The 23,420-nt window shown below is 70.4% G+C and carries 18 protein-coding genes; all 18 read right to left on the bottom strand.

Annotated elements, in window-relative coordinates; all coding sequences use genetic code 11:
• Nucleotides 1–29: 29 nt before the first annotated feature.
• The gene (locus ACFY3D_RS38040) at nucleotides 30–1,901 is read right to left on the bottom strand and encodes a protein kinase (protein ID WP_389989186.1); all 1,872 of its coding nucleotides are present in this window, start codon (nucleotides 1,899–1,901) and stop codon (nucleotides 30–32) included.
• 281 nt (nucleotides 1,902–2,182) lie between these two features.
• Nucleotides 2,183–3,472: a glutamate-5-semialdehyde dehydrogenase gene (locus ACFY3D_RS38035; RefSeq protein WP_389989184.1), complete on the bottom strand. Its 1,290-nt coding sequence runs from the start codon at nucleotides 3,470–3,472 to the stop codon at nucleotides 2,183–2,185.
• A 16-nt stretch (nucleotides 3,473–3,488) separates the two neighbouring features.
• Nucleotides 3,489–4,613, bottom strand: a complete 1,125-nt coding sequence (gene proB, locus ACFY3D_RS38030) for a glutamate 5-kinase (RefSeq protein ID WP_362907255.1) — start codon at nucleotides 4,611–4,613, stop codon at nucleotides 3,489–3,491.
• A 108-nt stretch (nucleotides 4,614–4,721) separates the two neighbouring features.
• Nucleotides 4,722–6,074, bottom strand: coding sequence for a GTPase ObgE (gene obgE, locus ACFY3D_RS38025; RefSeq protein ID WP_350945815.1), 1,353 nt, complete (start codon nucleotides 6,072–6,074; stop codon nucleotides 4,722–4,724).
• A gap of 105 nt (nucleotides 6,075–6,179) precedes the next feature.
• Nucleotides 6,180–6,437 carry a 50S ribosomal protein L27 gene (gene rpmA, locus ACFY3D_RS38020; RefSeq protein ID WP_030924780.1) on the bottom strand — a complete coding sequence of 86 codons (258 nt, stop codon included), beginning with the start codon at nucleotides 6,435–6,437 and terminating at the stop codon, nucleotides 6,180–6,182.
• Between the two features lie 19 nt (nucleotides 6,438–6,456).
• Nucleotides 6,457–6,759 carry a 50S ribosomal protein L21 gene (rplU, locus tag ACFY3D_RS38015; RefSeq protein ID WP_030924785.1) on the bottom strand — a complete coding sequence of 101 codons (303 nt, stop codon included), beginning with the start codon at nucleotides 6,757–6,759 and terminating at the stop codon, nucleotides 6,457–6,459.
• A 208-nt stretch (nucleotides 6,760–6,967) separates the two neighbouring features.
• On the bottom strand, nucleotides 6,968–9,754 hold the full coding sequence (locus ACFY3D_RS38010; RefSeq protein WP_389989182.1) for an Rne/Rng family ribonuclease: 2,787 nt from the start codon (nucleotides 9,752–9,754) through the stop codon (nucleotides 6,968–6,970).
• Nucleotides 9,755–9,851: 97 nt separating this feature from the next.
• Nucleotides 9,852–10,631, bottom strand: a complete 780-nt coding sequence (locus tag ACFY3D_RS38005) for a TIGR03936 family radical SAM-associated protein (RefSeq protein ID WP_350945813.1) — start codon at nucleotides 10,629–10,631, stop codon at nucleotides 9,852–9,854.
• Nucleotides 10,632–10,732: 101 nt separating this feature from the next.
• Nucleotides 10,733–12,643 (bottom strand): TIGR03960 family B12-binding radical SAM protein, encoded by a 1,911-nt coding sequence (locus tag ACFY3D_RS38000; protein ID WP_389989180.1) that lies wholly within the window; start codon nucleotides 12,641–12,643, stop codon nucleotides 10,733–10,735.
• Between the two features lie 78 nt (nucleotides 12,644–12,721).
• Complete coding sequence (rodA, locus tag ACFY3D_RS37995; RefSeq protein WP_389989178.1) at nucleotides 12,722–13,885, bottom strand: rod shape-determining protein RodA; 1,164 nt, start codon at nucleotides 13,883–13,885, stop codon at nucleotides 12,722–12,724.
• 40 nt (nucleotides 13,886–13,925) lie between these two features.
• Nucleotides 13,926–15,989, bottom strand: a complete 2,064-nt coding sequence (gene mrdA / locus ACFY3D_RS37990; protein WP_389989176.1) for a penicillin-binding protein 2 — start codon at nucleotides 15,987–15,989, stop codon at nucleotides 13,926–13,928.
• A 109-nt stretch (nucleotides 15,990–16,098) separates the two neighbouring features.
• Nucleotides 16,099–16,626, bottom strand: a complete 528-nt coding sequence (mreD, locus tag ACFY3D_RS37985; protein ID WP_389989174.1) for a rod shape-determining protein MreD — start codon at nucleotides 16,624–16,626, stop codon at nucleotides 16,099–16,101.
• 4 nt (nucleotides 16,627–16,630) lie between these two features.
• Nucleotides 16,631–17,677, bottom strand: coding sequence for a rod shape-determining protein MreC (locus ACFY3D_RS37980; RefSeq protein ID WP_389989172.1), 1,047 nt, complete (start codon nucleotides 17,675–17,677; stop codon nucleotides 16,631–16,633).
• Nucleotides 17,677–18,708, bottom strand: a complete 1,032-nt coding sequence (locus tag ACFY3D_RS37975; RefSeq protein ID WP_350945807.1) for a rod shape-determining protein — start codon at nucleotides 18,706–18,708, stop codon at nucleotides 17,677–17,679. The genes ACFY3D_RS37980 and ACFY3D_RS37975 overlap by 1 nt, the downstream gene beginning before the upstream one ends.
• A 192-nt stretch (nucleotides 18,709–18,900) precedes the next feature.
• The gene (ndk, locus tag ACFY3D_RS37970) at nucleotides 18,901–19,311 is read right to left on the bottom strand and encodes a nucleoside-diphosphate kinase (RefSeq protein ID WP_350945806.1); all 411 of its coding nucleotides are present in this window, start codon (nucleotides 19,309–19,311) and stop codon (nucleotides 18,901–18,903) included.
• A 91-nt stretch (nucleotides 19,312–19,402) separates the two neighbouring features.
• Nucleotides 19,403–21,343, bottom strand: coding sequence for a hypothetical protein (locus tag ACFY3D_RS37965; RefSeq protein WP_389989170.1), 1,941 nt, complete (start codon nucleotides 21,341–21,343; stop codon nucleotides 19,403–19,405).
• Between the two features lie 11 nt (nucleotides 21,344–21,354).
• Nucleotides 21,355–21,693: a DUF4233 domain-containing protein gene (locus ACFY3D_RS37960; RefSeq protein ID WP_389989168.1), complete on the bottom strand. Its 339-nt coding sequence runs from the start codon at nucleotides 21,691–21,693 to the stop codon at nucleotides 21,355–21,357.
• A 178-nt stretch (nucleotides 21,694–21,871) separates the two neighbouring features.
• The gene (locus ACFY3D_RS37955) at nucleotides 21,872–23,164 is read right to left on the bottom strand and encodes a bifunctional folylpolyglutamate synthase/dihydrofolate synthase (protein ID WP_389989236.1); all 1,293 of its coding nucleotides are present in this window, start codon (nucleotides 23,162–23,164) and stop codon (nucleotides 21,872–21,874) included.
• Nucleotides 23,165–23,420: the final 256 nt, after the last annotated feature.

The raw sequence follows: 23,420 nt of genomic DNA, 5'->3' as shown, positions 1-23,420 counted from the left end.
TCGGCGAGGAACGCCCGCGTCAGAGACCTTTACACGAGGAGGGCGATCGCGCGTACGGCCGCGGAACACAGGGCGACGAACCCGCCCAGTACGGCGAGCGCGCGCAGGCCCTCCTTGCGGAGTTCGACGAGCTCGGCACCGATCCGCTCGATCTCCCGGCCGAGGATGCCTCCGCAGACGACGCCGAACACGACGCCGGCGACGGCGACCGGGGCGGGATGCGCCCACCAGTCCGGGGGCAGCGAGCCGCCGAGGCTCAGCCAGAGCGCGCCCCCGGCGAGGGCCGCCGCCGGCAGCCCCGGCCACGCGAGGGCGGTCAGCAGCGAGACGACGAAGGTCAGTGGAAAGCCCAGCACACGCAGGACCGCCCGGGTCCTGGCCGACTTACGCTTCCTGACCAGCCAGTGCCCGGCCCACAGCGTACGGGCCAGCGTGGCGAACAGCCCGGTGACGGCGAAGGTGGCCGGCGGCCAGATGACCGTGGCCACGACGCACGGCACGGCCAGCACTGCCAGCAGTAGCAGCGCCGCGTTGCCCGCTGGCAACGGCCCCGCCCTGCCCCCGCCCTGGAGTTCTCCGGCCGCCCCGCCCCGCCCCTTACCGGCTTGGCGCCGCCGGACGGCTCTGCCCGCCGCGGCGGCGGGACGCCCGCCACGCGACGTCTCTGCGGCCGCGGGGGCCCGCCCGGTCCTGGACGTCTCACCTGTCGTGGCGGCCGCGCGTGCCCCGCGAGGTGTCTCACCGCTCGCGGGGGCAGAGCGGCCGCGGGGCGCCTCGCCGACCGCGGCGGCCGGGCGCCCGCCCCGGGACGTCTCACCGGGCGCCGGGAGCGCCCGGGCCGCACGGGCCGTCTCACCGGCGGGCACCGCCCTCCCCCCGCGCGGCGCGCCGTCCGTGTCGGCCGGGGACCGGGGCGGACGCACCGCTCCGTCCGTGGGAACGGACGACCTTCCTCTGCCGGTCTCCGCCCTGGCCGCCCGCCCGCTCTTGACGGGCTCCTCGCCCTTGGTGCCGGACCTGGAGCGACCTTCCTGCTTCCTGCCCTGGCCGGGCTTCTCCCCCGCGAGGGTGCCCGGTTTCCTGGCCGCCCCCGCCTCGGACGGGATCGTCCTCACCAGGCGGCCCAGGCGGCTGGTGAGGAGTGCCGCGGTGGGGCGCTTGGCCGGCTCGCGGTGCAGGGCCGCGCGGATCAACGGCAGCAGAGCCGCCGGGACGCCCTCAAGGTCGGCCTGGCCGTTGAGGATCGCGTACATCTGTGCCTCGACGGTGCCTCCACCGAAGGTGGGGCGGCCGGTCGCGGCGAAGGCGACGGTGGCCGCCCAGGCGTGCACGTCCGCGGGCTCGCCCACGTGCTCGTCGGCGAACAGTTCGGGGGCGGCGTAGCCGGGGGTGCCCAGGAAGGTGCCGGTCAGGGTGAGCCGGGTGGCGTCCAGGACGTGGGCGATGCCGAAGTCGATGAGGACGGGCTCGTCGTCCCCGTTGACCACCACGTTGGCGGGTTTGAGGTCACGGTGCACGACCCCGGCCGCGTGGATGATCGACAGGGCGATGGCGAGGCCCTGCGCGACACTGAGCAGGCCGGCGCCCTCCAGGCAACCGTCGCGGCGCACCCGATCCAGGAGGGTGTCTCCCTCGATGTGCTCCATGACCAGGTAGGGCCGGTCACCGTCGAGATCGGCGTCGACGACGCGGGCGACGTAGGGGCTCTCGACCCTGCGCAGGGCGCGGACCTCTCGCTCCAGACGCACCCGGGCCTCGGAGCCCGGGTCGTGGACGTCGTGGAGCACCTTGAGCGCGACCCTGTCACCCCGGCGGCTGGAGGCGAGGTAGACCTCGCCCATTCCCCCCCGGCCAAGACGTTCCAGCAACGTATAGGGACCGACCCGCCCGAGACGACCCACGTGACCTCCTGCGTCGGCCACATGGGTCAGGGACCGCCGCGCCTATCGGGTCGCTCACTCCCGCTCGCTTCCCTGCTCTCCAGCCATAGGAGACCACACCATAGCGGGCGAGTGTGACGTTTTCCCGGCGGCACGCCGGACTCCCAGAAAGATCCGGAAGAGCGAAAGGCCCTGCGGCTGCGGGATTCGCCGGGTCCGGGCGGTGCGCCCCGGGCCCGAGGAACGGCTCACGGGGCACCCGGAAGGCCGCGTCGCGACGTCCGGGGCCCCGAGGGAGCGACTTATCGGGACGCGGACTCGGGTGAGGCGAGGACCGTACCCTCGGCCGTGCGCAGATGACCTTCGCCGGTGTAGACCCACTTGGTCGAGGTCAGCTCCGGCAGGCCCATGGGGCCGCGCGCGTGCAGCTTCTGGGTGGAGATGCCGATCTCCGCGCCGAAGCCGAACTCCCCGCCGTCGGTGAACCTGGTCGAGGCGTTGACCGCCACGGCCGCGGAGTCGACCAGCGCGACGAACCTGCGGGAGGCGCTGACCGAGCGCGTGACGATCGCGTCGGTGTGCGCCGAGCCGTACTTCCTGATGTGCGCGACCGCCTCCTCCAGCGAGTCGACCACGGCGGCGGCGATGTCCAGCGAGAGGTACTCCATCCGGAAGTCCTCCTCCCCGGCGGGCACCACGTCGCCGTACGCCGCGACGCGCGCGTCGCCGTGCACCGTGACGCCCTCCGCCGCCAGCGCGGCCAGCGCTCGCGGCACGAAGGTGTCGGCCACGGCCGCGTGCACCAGGAGCGTCTCGGCGGAGTTGCACACCGAGGGCCGCTGAACCTTGGCGTTGATCAGGATCTGGATCGCGAGGTCCAGATCGGCGTCGGCGTCGACGTAGACGTGGCAGTTGCCCACGCCGGTCTCGATCACCGGGACGGTGGACTCCTGCACCACCGAGTTGATCAGCGAGGCGCCGCCGCGCGGAATCAGCACATCGACCAGGCCGCGGGCCCTCATGAGTTCCTTGGCCGAGTCGCGGCTCTGCCCGGGGACCAACTGGACGGCTCCGGCGGGCACCCGGGTGCCCGCCAGCGCCTCCTGCATGATCCTGACGAGGACCGTGTTCGACTCGTACGCGCTGGACGAGCCGCGCAGCAGGGTGGCGTTGCCGCTCTTGAGGCAGAGCGCCGCGGCGTCCACGGTCACGTTGGGGCGGCCCTCGTAGATGATGCCGATCACGCCGAGCGGGACCCGCAGCTGGCGCAGCTCCAGCCCGTTGGGCAGCGTGTTGCCCCGGATCACCTCGCCGACGGGGTCGGGCAGGTCGGCGACCTGACGGACCGCCTCGGCGATCGCCTCGATCCTGGCCTCGTCGAGACGAAGACGGTCGATCATGTACTCGGAGATCCCGCTCTCCCGCGCCCGCTCCACATCGAGCGCGTTGGCCGCGACGATCTCGGCGGACGCGGCCACCAGCGCGTCGGCCATCACCCGGAGCGCGGCGTCCTTCGGCGCCCTCGGCAGCGGGGCCAGCTCCGCGGCGGCCTCTTTGGCCGCCAAGGCCACCTTCAGGAAGTCCTCGGACATCTCGCGCTCCAAAAAACTAGTTGTGGGATTCCAGTATGACGATGTCGTCGCGGTGGATCAGCTCTCGTTCGTACTCGGGCCCCAGGCTCGCCGCCAGCTCCCGGGTGGAGCGCCCGAGCAGCCCCGGAATCTCCCCCGCGTCGAAGTTGACCAGGCCGCGCGCGACCACCCGGCCGAGCGGTCCGCACAGGTCCACCGGATCGCCCGCCGCGAACTCGCCCTCGACGGAGGTGACCCCCGCCGGGAGCAGCGACTTGCGGCGGCTCACCACCGCCTCGACGGCGCCGGAGTCCAGGTGGAGGCGTCCACGACCCGTGGTGGCGTGGGCCAGCCAGAGCAGGCGGGTGCCCGGGTGACGCCCGCCGGGGTGGAAGTAGGTGCCGACGTCGGTTCCCGCGAGCGCCTGGGCGGCGTGCGCGGCGGCGGTGAGCACCACGGGCACACCCGCCCCTGTGGCGATCTTGGCGGCCTGCACCTTGGTGATCATGCCTCCGGTGCCGACCGCCCCGCCCTTGCCGAGCTCCACCCCGACGAGGTCCTCGGGCCCGCGTACGTCGGCGAGCCTGCGGGCGCCGGGACGACGGGGGTCGCCGTCGTAGAGCGCGTCCACATCCGACAGCAGCACCAGCGCATCGGCCCTGGTCAGGTGGGCGACCAGCGCGGCGAGCCGGTCGTTGTCGCCGAAGCGGATCTCGTCGGTGGCCACGGTGTCGTTCTCGTTGACCACGGGGACGATGCCCAGCTCCAGCAGCCGGGCCAGTGTGCGCTCGGCGTTGACGTGGTGCGAGCGGCGCATCATGTCGTCGGCGGTCAGCAGAACCTGGCCGACCCGCAGGCCGTACCGGGCGAAGGAGGAGGTGTATCGGGCCACCAGCACGCCCTGGCCGACCGAGGCGGCGGCCTGCTGGGTGGCGAGGTCGCGCGGCCTGGCGGGCAGGCCCAGCGGACCGAGACCCGCCGCGATCGCGCCGGAGGAGACCAGCACGATCTGGGTGCCGGCCTTGCGCCGAGCGGCGAGCACGTCGACCAGGGCGTCCACCCGGTCAACGTCGATCATTCCCCGCGGGGTGGTGAGCGAGGACGAACCCACCTTCACGACAAGGCGCGAAGCCGTACGGATCCGTTCGCGCGCAGAGTCCACGACACGCACCTCTCAAAGATGATCACTTGGAAGATCAGGTTATCCGAGCCGCCCGGACGGGGCGGGGAGCACACGGGACGCGCGTCGAGGCGCCCTCGCGAGGCCCCGCTAGCCGAGCCGGTTGTCCGATCCGCGCGGCCCCTGACGTACGGCCTCGGCGTTGAGCGTCGGCTGCCAGTCGAAGATGTGTCCGCTCTCCATGGAGCCGATGATCACCTCGGCTCCGGCCTTCGCCCCGGCCTTGGTGAGCTCCTCCTCGACGCCGAGCCGCTCCAGCCGGTCGGCCAGGTAGCCCACGGCCTCGTCGTTGGTGAAGTCGGTCTGGCGGATCCACCGCTCCGGCCTCACCCCGGTGACCTGGAAGGTGTGGTCGTCGATCCTGCGGACGGCGAATCCCGCGTCACCGTGCTGCTTGGGCCTGATGACCAGGCGGGTCGGCTCCGGGATCGGAGCGGCGGCCCTCGCGGCGGCGACCATCTCCCCCATGGCGTAGGTCAGCTCCTTGAGGCCGTCGTGGGTGGCCGCGGAGATCGAGAAGACCCGCAGTCCCCGCTCCTGGAGCATCGGCGTCACGATCTCCGCCAGCTCGCGGGCGTCGGGCACGTCGGACTTGTTGAGCACCGCCAGGCGCGGCCGGTCCTCCAGCTTGCCGTACGCGGCCAGCTCGGCCTCGATCGCCTCGTAGTCGCTGATCGGGTCACGGCCCGGCTCCATCGTGGCGCAGTCGATCACGTGCACGAGCGTGTTGCAGCGCTCGACGTGGCGCAGGAACTCGTGCCCCAGCCCCTTGCCCTCCGAGGCGCCGGGGATCAGTCCCGGCACGTCCGCGACGGTGAAGACGGTCTCGCCCGCGGTGACCACCCCGAGGTTGGGGACCAGGGTGGTGAACGGGTAGTCGGCGATCTTCGGGCGGGCGGCGGAGAGCGCGGCGATGAGGGAGGACTTGCCCGCACTGGGGAATCCGACGAGCGCCACGTCGGCGACGCTCTTCATCTCCAGCATGACGTCGAGCTCGTCGCCCGGCTCACCGAGCAGCGCGAAGCCGGGGGCCTTGCGTTTGGCGGAGGCGAGTGCGGCGTTGCCGAGCCCGCCGTGCCCGCCCTCGGCGATCACGTAGCGGGTACCCGCGCCGATCAGGTCGATCAGGACCTCGCCGGTGGCGGCGTTCTTGACCACGGTGCCGTCGGGCACCGAGATGATGATGTCGCCGCCGTTGGCGCCGTCGCGGTTGGCGCCCTGCCCCTGCTTGCCGTTGTCGGCCTTGCGGTGCGGGCGGCGGTGATACTCCAGCAGGGTCGCCGTGTTGGCGTCGACCTCCAGGATCACGTCACCGCCCCGGCCTCCGTTGCCCCCGTCGGGACCGCCCAGCGGCTTGAACTTCTCCCGATGGACAGAGGCACAGCCGTTTCCCCCGTCACCGGCCTTGATGTGCAGGACCACCTGGTCCACAAAGTCCGGCATATCTACTTTCCTACCTCTATCTACGGGAAATTCCGGTGAAAACGCGAACAGGGGTGGACCGCTGAATGCGATCCACCCCTGCCCTCAACGTCTGTCGGCGCGAATCTACTCCGCGACCGGAACGATGCTCACCGCGCGGCGTCCGCGCTTGACACCGAACAGAACGTGGCCCGCGGCCAGCGCGAACAGCGTGTCGTCACTGCCACGGCCGACGTTGTCGCCGGGGTGGAAGTGGGTGCCGCGCTGACGAACGATGATCTCGCCGGCGTTGACCAGCTGACCGCCGAAGCGCTTCACACCGAGCCGCTGGGCGTTGGAGTCGCGGCCGTTCCGAGTGGACGACGCGCCCTTCTTGTGTGCCATCTCGCAAAACTCCCGAAACTCAGGCCTGGTCGATGCCGGTGATCTTCACCTGGGTGTACCGCTGGCGGTGACCCTGGCGCTTCTTGTACCCCGACTTGTTCTTGTACTTCAGAATCCGGATCTTCGGACCCTTGGTCTCACCGAGAATCTCGGCGGCAACCGTGAACTTGCCCGCCTCGGTGGTCACGTCGCCGTCGTTGACGACGAGGACCGTCGGCAGCGAAACCGTGGAACCGACCTCGCCGGCGACCTTGTCCACTTCAAGGACGTCACCGACGGAGACCTTCTGCTGCCTGCCGCCGCAACGAACGATCGCGTACACCGCGGAACCCTTCTTCTGACTGCTTGCTCGCTGGATGCTGCGCCCCGCATCCGGCTGTGGTCATTGATGACGTACCGGGTAGGCGCGCGAACAGGGCGCGCCATGAGCGCACCGGTTCACCAGGGTACCGGATTGACGGTGTCCTGGTCGAACCGGGCGGAACGTCGGGGGTGCCGGCCTTCGGCCCCGTCCCTGTGCGGGACGGGGTCTAATCGGCCGACCTGGCCTTGCGGGAGCGTCGCCGCCCCCGGCCAGAAGCCTGTGCTGCCTGACCGTCCTCATGCTGGACTCCATCAAGCGCATCGGTCACCGTATCACGCCCAGACTGGTCACCGGCCGCCACCGCGTGGTTACCGTCCTTGCCGAGCTTTTCCGCGACGGCCTTCTCCACGGCCATCTTGCCCTGGGTGCCGCGCGGCTCGGGCTTGCCCTCGACCGGTTCCGACGAGACGTGCAGGCCACGGCCGTTGCAGCACTCACAGGTGGTCGAGAAGGCCTCCAGGAGGCCCTGGCCGACCCGCTTGCGCGTCATCTGGACCAGACCGAGGGAGGTCACCTCGGCCACCTGGTGCTTGGTACGGTCACGGGCCAGGCACTCCAGCAGCCGCCGCAGCACCAGATCACGGTTGTTCTCCAGCACCATGTCGATGAAGTCGATGACGATGATGCCGCCGATGTCGCGCAACCTGAGCTGGCGGACGATCTCCTCGGCCGCCTCCAGGTTGTTGCGGGTGACGGTCTCCTCGAGGTTGCCGCCCTGACCGGTGAACTTGCCGGTGTTGACGTCGACCACGGTCATGGCCTCGGTCCTGTCGATCACCAGCGAGCCGCCGCTGGGCAGCCAGACCTTGCGCTCCATCGCCTTGGCGATCTGCTCGTCGATCCGGTACGCGGCGAAGACGTCACCGCCCTCCTCCCACCTGCTGAGGCGGTCGGCCAGATGCGGGGCGACGTAGCGGACGTACTCGTCGACCGTCTCCCACACGTCCCCCGCGACGACCAGCGAGGCGAAGTCCTCGTTGAACACGTCGCGGACCACCCGGACGGTCAGGTCGGGCTCGGAGGAGAGCAGCTCGGGCGCGCTGGCCGACTTGGCCTTGCGCTGGATGTTCTCCCACTGCGCCGACAGTCTGGCCACGTCGCGAGCCAGCTCGTCCTCCGAGGCGCCCTCGGCAGCCGTACGGACGATGACCCCCGCGTTCTCCGGCATGACCTTCTTCAGGATGCTCTTGAGACGGGTGCGCTCCTTGTCGGGGAGCTTGCGGCTGATACCGGTCATCGAACCGTCGGGCACGTAGACCAGGTAACGTCCCGGCAGGCTGATCTGGCTCGTCAGGCGGGCGCCCTTGTGGCCCATCGGGTCCTTGGTGACCTGCACCAGCACCGACTGGCCCGACTTCAGCGCCACCTCGATCCGCTTGGGCTGTCCTTCCAGCCCTGCGGTGTCGAAGTTCACCTCTCCGGCGTACAGGACCGCGTTGCGGCCCTTGCCGATGTCGACGAACGCGGCCTCCATGCTCGGCAGCACGTTCTGCACCTTGCCGAGATAGACGTTGCCCACGTACGACTGGCTCGCCTCGCGGTTGACGTAGTGCTCGACGAGGACGCCGTCCTCCAGCACCGCGATCTGGGTGCGCCCGCCGGTGCGGCGGACCACCATCACGCGCTCGACGGACTCCCTGCGGGCCAGGAACTCCGACTCGGTGATGATCGGCGGACGCCTGCGGCCGAGCTCACGACCCTCGCGACGGCGCTGCTTCTTGGCCTCCAGACGGGTCGAGCCGCGCACGCTCTGCACCTCGTCCACCGAGGTGCCGCGGCCGGCACGGGGCGCGCGGATGCGCACCACCGTGTTCGGCGGGTCGTCGGGGACGTCACCGGACTCGTCCGTACCCCTGCGCCGCCTGCGTCGACGGCGACGCGAGCTGCCGCTCTCGGCCTCGTCGTCCTGCTCGGCCTCGGCCTGCTCCTCGTCGTCCTGCTCGGCCTCGGTCTCCTCGGTCTCGTCGAGGTCGCGCGCCTTGCCGCGACCCCGGCCGCCCCTGCGGCGCCGACGCCGGCGACCTCCCGCGTCGTCGTCGCCCTCGCCTTCCGAGTCGTCGTCCTCGGGCTCCTCGGCGAGCTCGGCCCTCTCGGTCTTCTCGACCCGGTCGGCCTTGTCGGCCCTCGCCTCGACGGGCTCGGGCTCGGGGGTGGCGGGCTGGACCGGCGCGGGACGCGTGGCGGGCTGTGCGGCCCGCTGCGGGTCGGGGGCCTGGAACAGCGGCTGGAACACCGCGGCGGGTGCCTGGAAGGTCACCGAGGGCACCTCGGAACGTTCCCTGGCGGCCAGGCCGAAGGGATCGGCGAACAGGCCGGGACGCTCCTCGATGATGTCCTCGCCCGCGGGCTCGTCGTCGAGCGGCTCGTCGGCCGGCAGGAGCTCCGCCTCGGCCTCCTCCACCTCGGCGGGAGGCACGTGGACGCTCTGCTCGACCTCGACCGGCGGCGCCTCGCGCGGCGTGGCCTTCTTGCGCGTACGGGTGCGCTTGGCGGGGGCCGCGGGCGCCTCCTGGGGCGCGGGCTCGGCCTCGGCGAAGGGATCCGGTACGGCGACGGGCGCCACGGGGTGCGCCGGGGAGACCGTCACGGGTGCATCGGGGATCGCAGGGGTCTCGGGGGTCGCAACCTCCGCGACCGGCTCGGCCGGCTTCTTCGCACGGCTACGACGCGTGGTGGTGGTCGCACCGTCCGCCACCGCCGTCTTGCGCCTGGTGGCGCGCTTGGGCGCGGGCGCGGTGGGCTCCACCGTGGAGGTCTCGGGGACCTCGGGCGTCACGGTCTGCGCGACCGGTGCGGGCGGTGCCGTGACCACCGGGGCCGGCTCCGGCGGCTCCGGCGGAGGTCCGGCCGGCCTGCTCGCGGCCCTGCGACGGGTCGTCGGCGGTCGTGTCTCTTCTGTTGTCGTGTCCCCGTCAGGGCTGTTGACCCCGGCGTTGGGCTCGTTGTCGAGCATGCGGGCGCTCTCCCGTTCAGCTCCCGGGCGCGTCTCCGCGCCGCGCGGGAGCTCTCGTCTCTCACTGTCCGCCAGGCCTGGGGCCCGGCGCCAAGTCCTATATGTCGCCGCCGACGTGCCTGCCCACCGGTTCCGCTTCGCCGCCGCGCGTGATGTCGCGGTCCAGGCCGAACGGATCGGCGGGCTCACCGGTGTGAACGTCCAGCGGGCCCTGCGCCAGCCTGGTCACCTCGGGGGGCACCGGCGGCGCGAAGTCAGCCACAAGACGCAGTCCAGTGAGAACGTCGTCGGGTCGAACAGCAGGAGTTTCGTGCCGTACAACCATGCGAAGTATGACACATGGCTGACTGGACGCCTGACCTGCTGTTGTCTCTGTTACCTCAAATACCGTGAGGCTCAGCACCGCTTCACGTGCGTCGAAGCGCCGCATCCCCTTCTTCGTAAGGCGTTCGACCTCGACGTGTTCCGTGGCGAGGAATTTCTCGACCGCGGCCCCGGCGAGGGCGGAATCGGCTCCTCGAAGTCGCAGCTCCCACGCCGAGCACTCCATCCGGTCGGCCAGGCTCGCGGAGCCCGCCTCGACGACGTCGAGCACGTCGAGACCGGGAGGCAGTGAGGTGTCCAGAGCGGCTCGCAGCCTGCCGGGATCACACTCACGCGTCACGCTGATCTCGAAGTATTCGGCCTCGCTGGCGACCCCGGTGGGGGCGGCCGCTCCCACATAGGAGATCTTCGGGTGGGGCGAGAAGCCCGCGCTGAACGCCACCGGGACGTCGGCTCTCCGGACCGCCCGTTCGAGGGCCCGGGTGATGTCACGGTGACTGGTGAAGCGCAGGCGGCCGCGCTTGGCGTAGCGAACGCGCAGGCGCTGCACCACGGGCGCGGGCGGCGGCCCGTCAGGAGCGGGTTTCAGGGTGGTGTCGTCCTTCCCGAATCGTGGTCGTCGTTTCCGGAGGCGGTGCTCACGCGCCGCCCACCTCAGACAACCGTGAGTGGCAGCAGCTTCTTCCCGGTGGGCCCGATCTGGATCTCGGTGCCCATCGTGGGGCAGACACCGCAGTCGTAGCACGGGGTCCAGCGGCAGTCCTCGACCTCGACGTCGTTGACCGCGTCCTGCCAGTCCTGCCAGAGCCACTCGCGGTCGAGCCCGGCGTCGAGATGGTCCCAGGGCAGGACCTCGTTCTCCTCGCGCTCACGCGTGGTGTACCAGTCGACGTCGACGCCCACCGCGGCGGCGGCGTCCATCCAGCGCTGGTAGGAGAAGTGCTCGCTCCAGCCGTCGAAGCGGCCCCCCTCGGCCCACACCGCGCGGATGACCTTGCCGACCCGGCGGTCACCCCGGGAGAGCAGGCCCTCCACGATCGACGGCTTGCCGTCGTGGTAGCGCAGGCCGATGGCGCGGCCGTACTCCCTGTCGCCCCGCAGAGCCTCCTTCAGCGCCTTCAGCCTGCGGTCGACCGTCTCGTGGTCGGCCTGGCCCGCCCACTGGAACGGAGTGTGCGGCTTGGGAACGAAACCGCCGATGGAGACCGTGCAGCGGACGTCGCGCGACCCGGTGGCCTCCCGGCCCGCCTTGATGACCTTCTTGGCCAGATCGGCGATGCCCAGGACGTCGGCGTCCTCCTCGGTGGGCAGGCCGCACATGAAGTAGAGCTTCACCTGCCGCCAACCCTGGGTGTACGCGGTGGTGACGGTCCTGATCAGGTCTTCCTCGGTGACCATCTTGTTGATCACCTTACGCATCCGCTCCGAGCCGCCCTCCGGGGCGAACGTCAGACCGGAGCGGCGGCCGTTGCGGGAGAACTCGTTCGCCAGGTCGATGTTGAAGGCGTCGACCCGGGTCGAGGGCAGCGACAGGGAGGTGTTGGTGCCCTCGTAGCGGTCGGCCAGCCCCTTGGCGACCTCGCCGATCTCGGAATGGTCGGCCGAGGAGAGCGACAACAGGCCGACCTCGTTGAACCCGGAGGCCTTGACGCCCGCCTCGACCATGTCGCCGATCGTGGTGATCGAGCGCTCGCGCACCGGACGGGTGATCATGCCGGCCTGGCAGAACCGGCACCCACGGGTGCAGCCGCGGAAGATCTCCACACTGAACCGCTCGTGCACGGTCTCGGCCAGCGGGACCAGCGGCTTCTTGGGATAGGGCCACTCGTCCAGATCCATCACGGTGTGCTTGTGGATCCGCCACGGCGCCCCCGACCTGTTGGGCGTGACCCGCTGGATCCGGCCGTCGGCGTGGTAGTCGACGTCGTAGAACTTCGGCACGTAGACCCCGCCGGACTCGGCCAGCCGCATCAGCAGCTCGTCGCGCCCACCGGGCGAGCCCTCGGTCTTCCACTCGCGGATCACCTCGGTGATCGCGATGGCGACCTGCTCCCCGTCGCCCAGCACGGCGGCGTCGAGGAAGTCGGCGATCGGCTCGGGATTGAACGCCGCGTGCCCACCGGCCAGCACGATCGGGTCGTCGTCGCCCCGGTCGGCCGCCTCCAGCGGGATGCCCGCCAGATCCAGCGCGGTCAGCATGTTGGTGTAGCCGAGCTCGGTCGAGAAGGAGAGTCCGAGCACGTCGAACGCCCTCACCGGCCGGTGCGCGTCGACCGTGAACTGCGGCACGCCCTCGGAACGCATGAGCGCCTCGAGGTCGGGCCAGACCGCGTAGGTCCGCTCGGCCAGCGTCTCCGGCAGCTCGTTGAGGATCTCGTAGAGGATCTGGACACCCTGGTTGGGCAGGCCCACCTCGTAGGCGTCCGGATACATCAGCGCCCAGCGGACCGTGCTCTCGTCCCAGTCCTTGACGGTCGAGTTGAGCTCACCTCCCACATACTGGATCGGCTTCTGCACTCTGGGCAGGAGCGCTTCCAGGCGGGGAAACAACGACTCGACAGACATGCCGTCAAGAATATCCGCCTGGAGAGGGTGCCACAGGCGGGCCACTCCGCACCGGGGCCGGAGCGAGCACCGGACTCCTCAGCTGAACGACGGTTGCCTGCGCATATGGATCGCCTGGAGCAGCCCGAAGGCGATCATGTTGGCGAAGGTGGCGGTACCGCCGTAGGAGACGAACGGCAGGGGAAGGCCGGTGATCGGCATGATCCCGATCGTCATCCCGATGTTGACGAACGACTGGAAGGCCAGCCAGCACACGATCGAACCGGCCATCAGCGCGCCGAACCGGTCGTCGCACTCGCGCGCGATCCGCACCCCCCGCAGCAGGATCACCCCGATCAGCGCCACCACCGTGACCGAGCCGAGGAATCCGAACTCCTCCCCCGCCACCGTGAAGACGAAGTCGGTGTGCTGCTCGGGCACGAAACGGCCGGTGGTCTGGCCACCCCCGAACAATCCCTTGCCGAACACCTCCCCCGATCCGATCGCGATCAGCGACTGGGTGCTGTTGTAGCCGACGCCACGCGGGTCACTGGCCGGGTTGAGGAACGCGGTGAACCGGGCGATCTGGTACGGCTCCAGGACATCGAGGAGCCACACGGCCACCCCTGCACCGATCACGCTGAGGGTGAGCCCGGCGATCCAGCGCTTGCGGACCCCCGCCACGACCATCGTGCCGGCCGTGATCACCCCGATGACCATCGTGGTGCCCAGGTCGGGCTGGAGCATCACCAGGCCCATGGTGAAGGAGGACACCACCAGCGCGATCACGACATCGAAGCTGCGCGGCCGGTCGGTGCCCCTGGCCGGCTGGGCCAGCAGCATGGCGAGCATCAGCACCAGACCCAGTTTGGCGAACTCGGAGGGCTGGAACGCGAAACCGCCCCCCAGCATGATCCATGAGTGGGCGCCGTTCACGGTGCTGCCAAGCGGTGTGATCACCAGGATCAGCCCGATCAGCGTCACCCCGTAGATCAGCGGCGCGAAGAGCCGCAGCGCCCGATGGTCCACCATCGCGGCCGTGCCGGCCAGCACGGCCCCGATGACGAGGTTGAGGATGTGCTTCTTGACCAGCCCGGTCGAGCCGGGCGCCCAGGTCCTGGTCGACGACCAGACGAGCATCGTGCCGATCACCGCGAGCGCGGCCACGGCGACCAGCATCAATCCGTCCATCCGGCCCACCGTGGAGACCGCCGCCACCGTCCGGCCGGTGAGGGACGTCCTCGGCGGCGCCGCCCGACTCACGCAGCCTCACTCGCGGACGTCACCGCCGCCGATACGGGGGTCATCGCGACACCGTCCCATCCTTGGCGATCACCGGAAGCGCCCTCGCGGGGCGCCCGCCCGGCAGGATGGAGGAGGACGGTTTCCCGTCAGGCTTGAACCCGTAGATGCCCTCGTAGATCTTCCGTACCGCCGGAGCCGCGGTCTGACCGCCCATCCCGCCCTGGGACACCATGGCGACGATCACGAACCGCGGGTTGTTCGTCGGGGCGAACGAGGCGAACCACGACGTGTCGGCCTTGCCGTAGACCTCGGCGGTGCCGGTCTTCCCACCGATCTTGACCTTGTCCATGGGGAACCCCGCGAAGGCCCCGGCGGCGGTGCCGTCGGAGGCGACCTCGCTCAACGCCCCCTTGATGTAGTTCCGCTCCTCCCGCGTGATCGGCAACTTACCCACCACCGGTACCTTGATCTCCTTGACCTTGGTCCCGTCGGGACGCACCAGCGCCCAGGCCACCCTGGGACTGCGCAGCCTGCCGTCCCCGACCAGTGCCGCGTAGGCCGCCGCCAACTGCAGCGGCGTCACCAGCACGTCGCCCTGCCCGATGGAGAAGTTGGCGGCGTCACCCGGCCGCCACTGGAATCCCTCCAGGCAGTTCTCGTACGCCAGCCGTTTGAGGAAGGCCGCCCTGCTGGGGCTGCTCTTGGCCACCTCCGGATAACCGGTCTTGGCCCGCCGGCAGTTGTCCTCCTTCGTCACCGCCCAGAGCGCCTTCTTCCATGCCCGGTCGGGAATCCTGCCCGGCGACTCGCCCGGCAGGTCGACGCCGGTGGGGCGGCCGAACCCGTAGGCACGCGCCATGTTCGCCATCGGCTCCTTGGGCCTCCCCTTGGGATCGAGACCGCCGTCGCGCAGCCACTGCTCGTACGCCGCCCGATAGAAGATCGTGTCGCACGACTTCACCAGCGCCGTGTGCAGGTCGAGGGTGCCCAGTCCGATGCCGCGGAAGTTGTTGAACGGCCGGTCGCCCACCATGTAGGACCCCGGGCAGTCGTACTTGCCGTGCAGTGGGTAGCCGTCCCTGAGCATCGCCGACACCGACGACACCTTGAACGTCGAACCGGGCGCGAACTCGCCCTTGATCGCCCGCGACACCAGCGGCTTGCCGGTCTTGCCCGACAGCAACCGCTGGTACTCCGCCTCCGAGATGCCCCCGGACCAGACCGCCGGATCATACGTCGGCGCGCTGGCCAGCGCGATCACCCGGCTGGTCTTCGCGTCCAGCACCACCGCCGCCGCCCCGTCGGCCTTGGGCGCGCCCTTCATCGCCTCGGCCAGCGCCTTCTCCGCCAAGGTCTGCACCCTGGCGTCGATGCTGGTGATGAGCGTGTCACCCGGGATCGGCGGCACGTGCCGCTCCACCCCGATGACCTTGCCCAGCCGGTCGACCTGCACCCGCCTCATCCCGGGCGTCCCCCGCAGCGGCACGTCGTAGACCGACTCCAGGCCGTCCCTGCCCACCAGGTCGACCCCGGAGAACGCCGCCCTGAGCCCGTCACGCTTGTCCAGCTCCTCCTGCGTGATCGGCTGCAGGTAGCCGAGCGCCTGCGCGCCCGCGCCCTTGCGCGGATACTCCCGCACGGCCTGCACCTCGGCCGTGACGCCGGGGAACTCCTCCTGCCGCTCCAGGATCTGCAGGGCCTCGCGCGTGGTCACGTCGACGTCGATGGGGATCGGCTGGTACGGGGATCCCGGCCAGCACGGACGGGCGACCCCGGGCCCGCACGCCCTGATCCGCTCCCGCAACTCGCCGGGACGGCGGCCGAGCACAGCGGCGAGCCTCTTGATCACCTCCTCGCCGTTGCCCGCCATCCGGTTCAGGCGGGTGCGGTCGACCGAGACCACCAGGGTGGTCCGGTTGCGCACCAGTGGACGGCCCGTCGCGTCGAGGATCTGTCCGCGCACCGCCGGGACGACGACATCACGCGTACGCGTCTCGGTCGCGGCCTCCACGTACTCCCGGCCACTCACCACCTGCACCTGCCAGAGCCGCACCGCGAGCAACGCCAGCATCGACACCACGATCACCTGCACCACGACCAGGCGCCCTCGCATCAGGCCCATGACCGCTCCTCCCCGCACACCTCGCGGACCCCCCCCGTCCACGCCCCGCCGAACCCCTCGCGGCGCACGCACCGGGAACCCCACCGCGCACGATGCCGCGTACGTGATCTCATGCATGACTCCGCATGGCCGAGCGGGGCATCTGGATGGGGCGCGGCTCCGGCCCCTTGACGACCCTTCGCACCATCCACACCACCGGTGGCGCGGCGAGCAGGTTGTAGATCATCGCCTGTGGCAGCACCGCCGTGAGCATGGACACACCGGCCCGCGGATCCCCCACCAGGGCGCCGGTCACCAGAGCGACCACGGGACCGGCGATCGCGCAGGCCAGCGCCGCGAGCGGCCCCGCGGCCGGCCGGCTCTCCACCGCCCGTCCCGCCATGAAGCCGATGAGGCAGAACACGAGCGCGTTGTGCCCGAGCAGATGCGCCGCGGGCGGCAGCAGGTCGCTGACGAGGCCGGCGGCGAAGCCCATCACGGCCCCCGCTGCGGCCCCGCGTGCCAGCGCGTACCCCACCACGGCGAGCAACACCAGATCCGGCGCGGCATGCCCCGGCAGCGGCAGCCTGTTGACGACGGTCACCTGGAGGATCATGATCCCCAAAAGCAGCGCCACGAACATCGCGTTGCGCCCCATCCCCTCAGGCCCCCTCTCGCCGGCCACGGGGAACCCGCGCCTCTCGCCGACCGGACTCAGAGGTGGAGTCGACCTCGGAGTCGGAGCCGTCCTCGGAGCCGGGCCCGGACTCGGCATCGGACTCGGCGTCGGACTCGGGTGAGCGCGGCGTGGACCGCCCCGGTGCCGAGACCTTCGCCTTGCGCGGGGCCGGCGGAAGCACCGTGTCACGCGGGTCGCGCTGCGGCGCCTGCACCACCACCCCGACCACGTCCAGCGAGGTGAGATCCGCGGACGGCCGCGCGTACGCGATGCGGGTCAGCTCACCCGGCGTGGCCTCCACCCGCTCCACCACCCCGATCGGCACCCCCGCCACATACGGTGCGCCGCGCTGGGAACCAAAGCTCACGATGCGATGCCCCGGGGTGATCGGCGCGGTCGAGTCGAGCAGCCGGAAGCGGACCAGGCGACCGTTCTCCCCCACGCCGTGCACCACCCCGATCTCGTTGCTACCCTCCAGCCTGGCCCCGGCCGCCGAGGCGGGGTCACTGAGCAGAACCACCGTCGAGGTGGACGGGCCCACCTGAACCACCCTGCCGACCAGGCCATCGGCATTCAAAACGGTCATCTCCGGACGCACTCCGTCGGCGCGCCCCACGTCGAGCTCGACGGCCTCCTCGAACCCGGGAGCGCCGCGCCGAGCGATCACCTGGGTGGTCAGGATCTTGTATCCGCCGGTCCCCGCCACACCGAGCAGCCTGCGAAGCTCCCTGGAGCGCTCCCGGTCGAGGCTCTGCGTCGCCAGATCGTGCCTGAGTCGCTGGTTCTCCGCGTGCAGCCTCTCGATCCGGCTCCGCGCCGAGGGAGCCTCGGCCATCGCCTCGAAGAACTCGCCGACCGGTCGTACGAGTCCCGCCCCCGCGCTCTCCGCGGCGCCGAAAAGCGTCGTGCCGACCGTCCTGAGCGGACCGAACGGCGACTCCGTGACCGAACGGTGGTCGATGGTCACGAGCACGAGTGCGGAGGCGAGCAGCAGCCCCAGGTTGACCCGTGCCCTGCGGGTGTCCTTCATCAGTGCCGCGGCTCGGGGACCAGGACCTGCTGCAGGGCGTCGAAGTCCTCGACACACTTGCCCGAGCCGAGTGCGACGGAGTCGAGGGCGTTGTCGACGAGGTGAATCGGCATGCCCGTCTCCGCCTTCAGCCGCTCGTCCATGCCCTTGAGAAGCGCACCGCCCCCGGTGAGGGCGATCCCGCGGTCCATCAGGTCTCCGGAAAGCTCGGGCGGGCATTTGTCGAGCGTGGTCTTGACCGCGTCGACGATCACGTTCAGCGGCTCCTCGATGGCCTTGCGGATCTCCGCGGCCGATACCACGATCGTCTTGGGCAGGCCGCTGACCAGGTCGCGGCCCCGGATCTCGGCGTGGCTCTCCTCGGGGAGCGTGCACGCGGAACCGATCGCCATCTTGATCTCCTCGGAGGTGCGCTCACCGAGCATCAGCGAGTATTCCTTCTTCGCGAAGGTGATGATCGCCTGATCGAGCTCGTCGCCGCCCACCCTGATCGACTGGCTGGTGACCACACCGCCCATCGAGATGATCGCCACCTCGGTGGTCCCGCCGCCTATGTCGATCACCATGTTGCCGGTGGGCTCGTGCACGGGAAGCCCGGCACCGATCGCGGCCGCCATGGGCTCCTCGACGATGTAGACCCTGCGCGCACCCGCCTGGTAACCGGCCTCCTTGACCGCTCGCTGCTCGACACCGGTGATCCCGCTCGGCACGGCGATGATGATGCGCGGCTTGGCGAAGTGGCGGCGCTTGTGCACCCGCTGGATGAAGTAGCGCAGCATGCGCTCGGTGACGTCGAAATCGGCGATGACGCCGTCCTTGAGCGGGCGGATGGCCACGATGTTTCCGGGAGTGCGGCCTATCATCCGCTTGGCCTCGATACCAACGGCCACGATCTTCCCCGTCGCGGTGTTGATCGCTACGACGGACGGCTCGTTGAGCACGATCCCGCGGCCCCGCACATACACGAGGGTGTTCGCGGTGCCGAGGTCGACCGCCATGTCGCGGCCCAGAAAAGCAAGATTGCTGCCCATGAGGAAGGCCGGCCTCCTTCCGTCAGGTCGTCGGCGAAAACTACGGAACGCACTCGAATCGTAACGTGACGTACCCACCGTTGAGCGCAATGAGGCGGCCTGCCGCAGCAAAATCTTGGGTTAACCGAACAAGGCGGGCCCCGCCGTCCACAAGGACGGCGGGGCCCGGCAATCGCGGCGAAAGCGCGCGTTCTAGAAGCGATCCGGGAAGAAGATCTTGATCTCCCTCGCGGCGGACTCGGGAGAGTCGGAGCCGTGGACGACGTTCTCGCCGATCTCCAGGGCGTGGTCGCCGCGGATGGTGCCGGGCGCGGACTTGACGGGGTCGGTGAGGCCCGCGAGACCACGGAATGCCTCGATGGCCCGCGGCCCCTCAAGCACCAGCGCGACCAGCGGACCGGAGGTGATGAACTCCACCAGCTCGCCGAAGAACGGCCGCTCGGAGTGCTCCGCGTAGTGCGTCTTGGCGGTCTCGACGTCCAGGGTGCGCAGCTCCAGCGCCACGACCTTCAGCCCCTTGCGCTCGACACGGGCGATCACATCGCCGATGAGACCACGCGCCACACCATCGGGCTTGATCAGGACAAGAGTGCGCTCGGACACTGGAGTTCTCCTTTGAACATGTATGGGTCGCGGACTGCGGTAATCGCGCGAAGTTTACCGTCCTTCGCGCGATTACCCGTGGTCGGCGAGGTCACTGGAGGGCCGGCCCACTTCCCGGGCCGTCCTCGGGCGAGGGCGCGGGCGGGGGCACCACCACGGGCGGCGCGACGACCTTCTCCGGCTCGGCCTCCGTCTCCGGCTCGGGGTCGCGCTCGGGAACACGGTCGGGCTCGTGCCGGGGCCTGGGTCTCCCACCCTTGCCCACCCCCTGCCCTCCCCCGGTGGCGGCCGCGGACCCGCCCTTGGATCCGGTCGCGGCCATAGGTCCCGCCTCGGGATTCGGACGGCCCTGCGGCCTCGGTGCGGCCTCGGACCGTGGCCGCACCACCCCGTGTCCCACCTGCCCGTCCTGTTCGGACCGCCCGGGCTGCCCGACCCGCTCGGACGGCTTGACCTGCCTGGAAGGACCGACCCTTCCGGGAGGTCCCGACGCCGTGGCGGCCGGCCACGCGCCACCGGCGGAATCGGCCTCCCCGGCGGGAGGAGGCACCAGCCCGGAAGTGGATCGCGCCGCGGGCGAGAAGCCGCCCGCACCTGCCGGAGTGTCCCGGGTGTCCCCCGGGCTCACCGGGGTGCCTGGCAGGAGGCGAGCCAGAACGGCGCCGAGCACGATCACCACGAGCACCAGTCCGCCCCCGAGCAGTGCCCACAGGTGCAGGGCGTCCACGAACCCGTCGACCAGCGCCTGCGGGGTCGTGGCGTCCTTCAGGCGGTTGACCTGGACGCCGCTGCCCAGCAGAAAGCCCACGAGTACCGCGGGGAAGAACAGCGACAGCGCCAGAAGCGCCGCCCCCTCGCCGCAGGATCGCAACGCACCGGTGAGCGCCACCGAGGCACCGCCCGCGAGCAGCGCGAACGGGAGAATCAGCGGGAGCCCGCCCGGGGCGGGAAGAAACAGCCGCACGGCGCACAGGCCCGCGACCATCACCACGAGCCCACCCGCGGTGACCATGGGCATGGCCGCGTCGCCCAGCCGGTTCGCCGACAGCGCGGACAGGAGGCCCACCAACGCGGCGATCACGAAGGCGGGCCACAGACCGGACAGCCCCGGTCCTCCCAGCCCTCCGAGTTCGACGTAGGTGATCTGGGCGGCGGTGGGCAGGGCGACGACGCCGACCGCGATCATCGCGTAGGCCGGCGCCCGACCGGCGGCCCCCTTCGAGACACCGGAGGAGGCCAGGGCGAGCAGGACGAGGATGGACACCAGCGCCGCACGGATCACCAGATTCGGTGACCAGTCGAACGTGCTGCCCAGAGCCAGGGCCGCGACGCCCGCGGCGGGCACGACCACCCACAGCGTGCGTCCGCGTTCGGCGACGACCGGAACGGGGCCCGTGCCGCCCTCGCCCTCCTTCAACCACAGCACCAGATAGAGCGCGGCGAGGGCGAGCGCGACCCCGGTGAGCATCGGGTACGGCTGGAGGGTGACGCGCCAGGAGTCGACCTGGTCGAGGGGCCACAGCGCGAGCGCCTGAGCGGCCAGCAGGCTCCCCGTCAACACGGCCGCCCACACGGCCCTGAGGAGCGTCGAACGCCCCCGGACGGCCATCAGGGTGGCGGGGACCAGCAGGCCCGCTCCGACCCCGTGCAGGACCCGCAGGACCCCTACCAGCGCCGTTGACCCGGCGTATCCGCCGGCGACGTCGGCGAAGGCGAGCAGGGTCAGCCCGGCGACCATCATCGGGGCCGCCCTCATCCGGTGCACGGCCACCGCCGCCACCGGCACGGTCAGGACCATCGCGGGAAGCGCCAGCCCGTGCGCTCTGATCATCGCTATCTGCGAGATGTCCGGCGGCAGGAGGGCGGCGACCACCGAGATGGTGTTGGGAATGGCGACGATCGCCAGCGGCAGCACTACCGCGACGAGCAGTCCGAGGACAACGTCGATCATCAGGGAGACCCGGAGCACGCGCACCAGGCCGGTGGGCCTGGCGGACACCGCCCGAGTCGGCTGGATGGGAGGGACGGCCATGTTGGCCGACTTTAGCGAGAAGTCACGCCCTCGACACGGCGAGCGACGAATATCGCCGTGATCCACAGCGCGGCGAAGATCACCCCGAGGAAGAACATCGCCGGGACCATGAAGCCGGAGGCGATGGTGAGCACCTGGATCGCGCTTCCCGCGAGGTAGGCGAAAGGCCGCTTGAGCAGGCCGATCACCACCACGCAGAGGAGTGCCAGGCCGAGGCCGACGGTGAACGCGAGGGTCGGTTCGACGCCTTGGATGTTGATCGCGACCGGCGTGAACAGACCGACGACTATGGCCTGCATGCCGAGCACGCTGGCGCAGAGACGCCTCATCCCGGGAGTGACCGTGATCATTTTCTGTCCCTCCAGAGTCGCCACGACCGCGTCCGACGACCGGCCACGCCCGACCGGCTCATCCCGCCTCGCCCGCTCACTGTGACCTGTCTACTCACTTCGCCCCGCCCGCCCGGCTTGTCCGATAAGAACGTTTTCGGCATATCGCGCTCTTGGCCGTTCGCGGTGTCCTGCTCGCTCACTGTGCCTCGTCCGCCTTGAGCAGAAGTCGCGCGTCACCGGCGGTCACCACCGATCCGGTGATCAGAACCCCGGCCCCGCTGAACTCTCCCAGAGCGTCGACGATGCCGATCGCCCGGTCGATCGCGCTGTCCAACCTCTCGACCTGGTGCACCCGGTCAAGGCCGAAGATCTCCTCGGCCAGCGCGGCGAGATCGTCCACATCCATGGACCTCGTCGAGGAGTTCCTGGTCACCACGATCTCGTCCATCATCGGTTCCAGCAGCTCCAGGATGCCCTGGACGTCCTTGTCCTCGAACACCGCCACCACTCCGATGAGCTTCGCGAAGTCGAAGGACTCCTGCACGGCGTCCAGACTGGCCCGGATCCCCGCCGGATTGTGCGCGGCGTCGACGACCACCGTGGGCCCTCTGCGGACCACCTCGAGCCTGCCGGGCGAGCGCACCCCCAGGAACGCCTGCCGCACCAGCTCCGCGTCGAGAGGCTCGTCCCCACCGGTCAGCGCCTCCACCGCGGCAAGTGCGCAGGCCGCGTTGCCCGCCTGGTGAGCCCCGTAGAGGGGGAGCAGGACGTCCTCGTAGGTTCCCTTGAGCCCTTTGAGCCGGACCAACTGCCCGCCGATGGCGAGTTCCCTGCTCAGCACGCCGAACTCCAGCCCCTCGCGTGCCACGGTGGCACCGACCTCGGCGGCCCGCCTCATCAGCACCGAGGCGGCGGGAAGCTCCTGCTGCGCGAGCACGGCGGTCGCCCCGGGCTTGATGATGCCGGCCTTCTCCCCTGCGATCGTCTCGACGTCGGGCCCGAGGTAGTCGACATGGTCGAGAGAGATGGGCGTGATGACCGCCACGGTGCCGTCGGCGACGTTGGTGGCGTCGGTGACGCCTCCCATCCCCGTCTCGATCACCGCCACATCCACGGGAGCATCGGCGAAGGCGGCGAACGCCATCGCGGTGAGGGTCTCGAAGAAGGAGAGCCTGCGCCCCTGTGAGTCGACCATCTCCAGGTAGGGCGCGATGTCCTCGTACACCTCGATGAAGCGCTCCTCGCTCAGCGGGACGCCGTCCACGCTGATGCGCTCGCGCATGGAAACGAGGTGAGGGCTGGTGAACCGGCCGACACGCAGGTTGCGCTCACGCAGAAGTGCTTCGATCATCCGGGTCGTACTCGACTTGCCGTTCGTACCGGCCACATGCACGACGGGATAGGAGTGCTGCGGGGAACCGAGCAGGTCCACGAGCGCGGCGATCCTGTCGAGGCTGGGCTCGAAGCTCCACTCGACGCCACGCTGCATGATCGCTTGTTCAACCGCTCGATAGTCCACGTCTCCAGCCTACTGACGTCCTGGGCTGGTTCCGGACAGGCCCATAAGAGTCCAGGACAGGCCCGCGTTCCTGCCCATGGCCAGGAACGCCGGAAAGCCACGAGGGGAAAGTGCCCGGAAAAGGAAAGGACCCCTGGAAAGCACGAAAGGGCCCCCACCAAACGGCGGGAGCCCTCTCATGAAAGATTGTCCGGCGGTGACCTACTCTCCCACACCGTCCCCGGTG

Origin of the sequence: Streptosporangium sp. NPDC000509 (assembly GCF_042898365.1) — a bacterium.
Classification (GTDB): Bacteria; Actinomycetota; Actinomycetes; order Streptosporangiales; family Streptosporangiaceae; genus Streptosporangium.
Note: the sequence above shows the minus strand (reverse complement) of the source record. Positions and strands in the feature narration are given on the sequence as shown.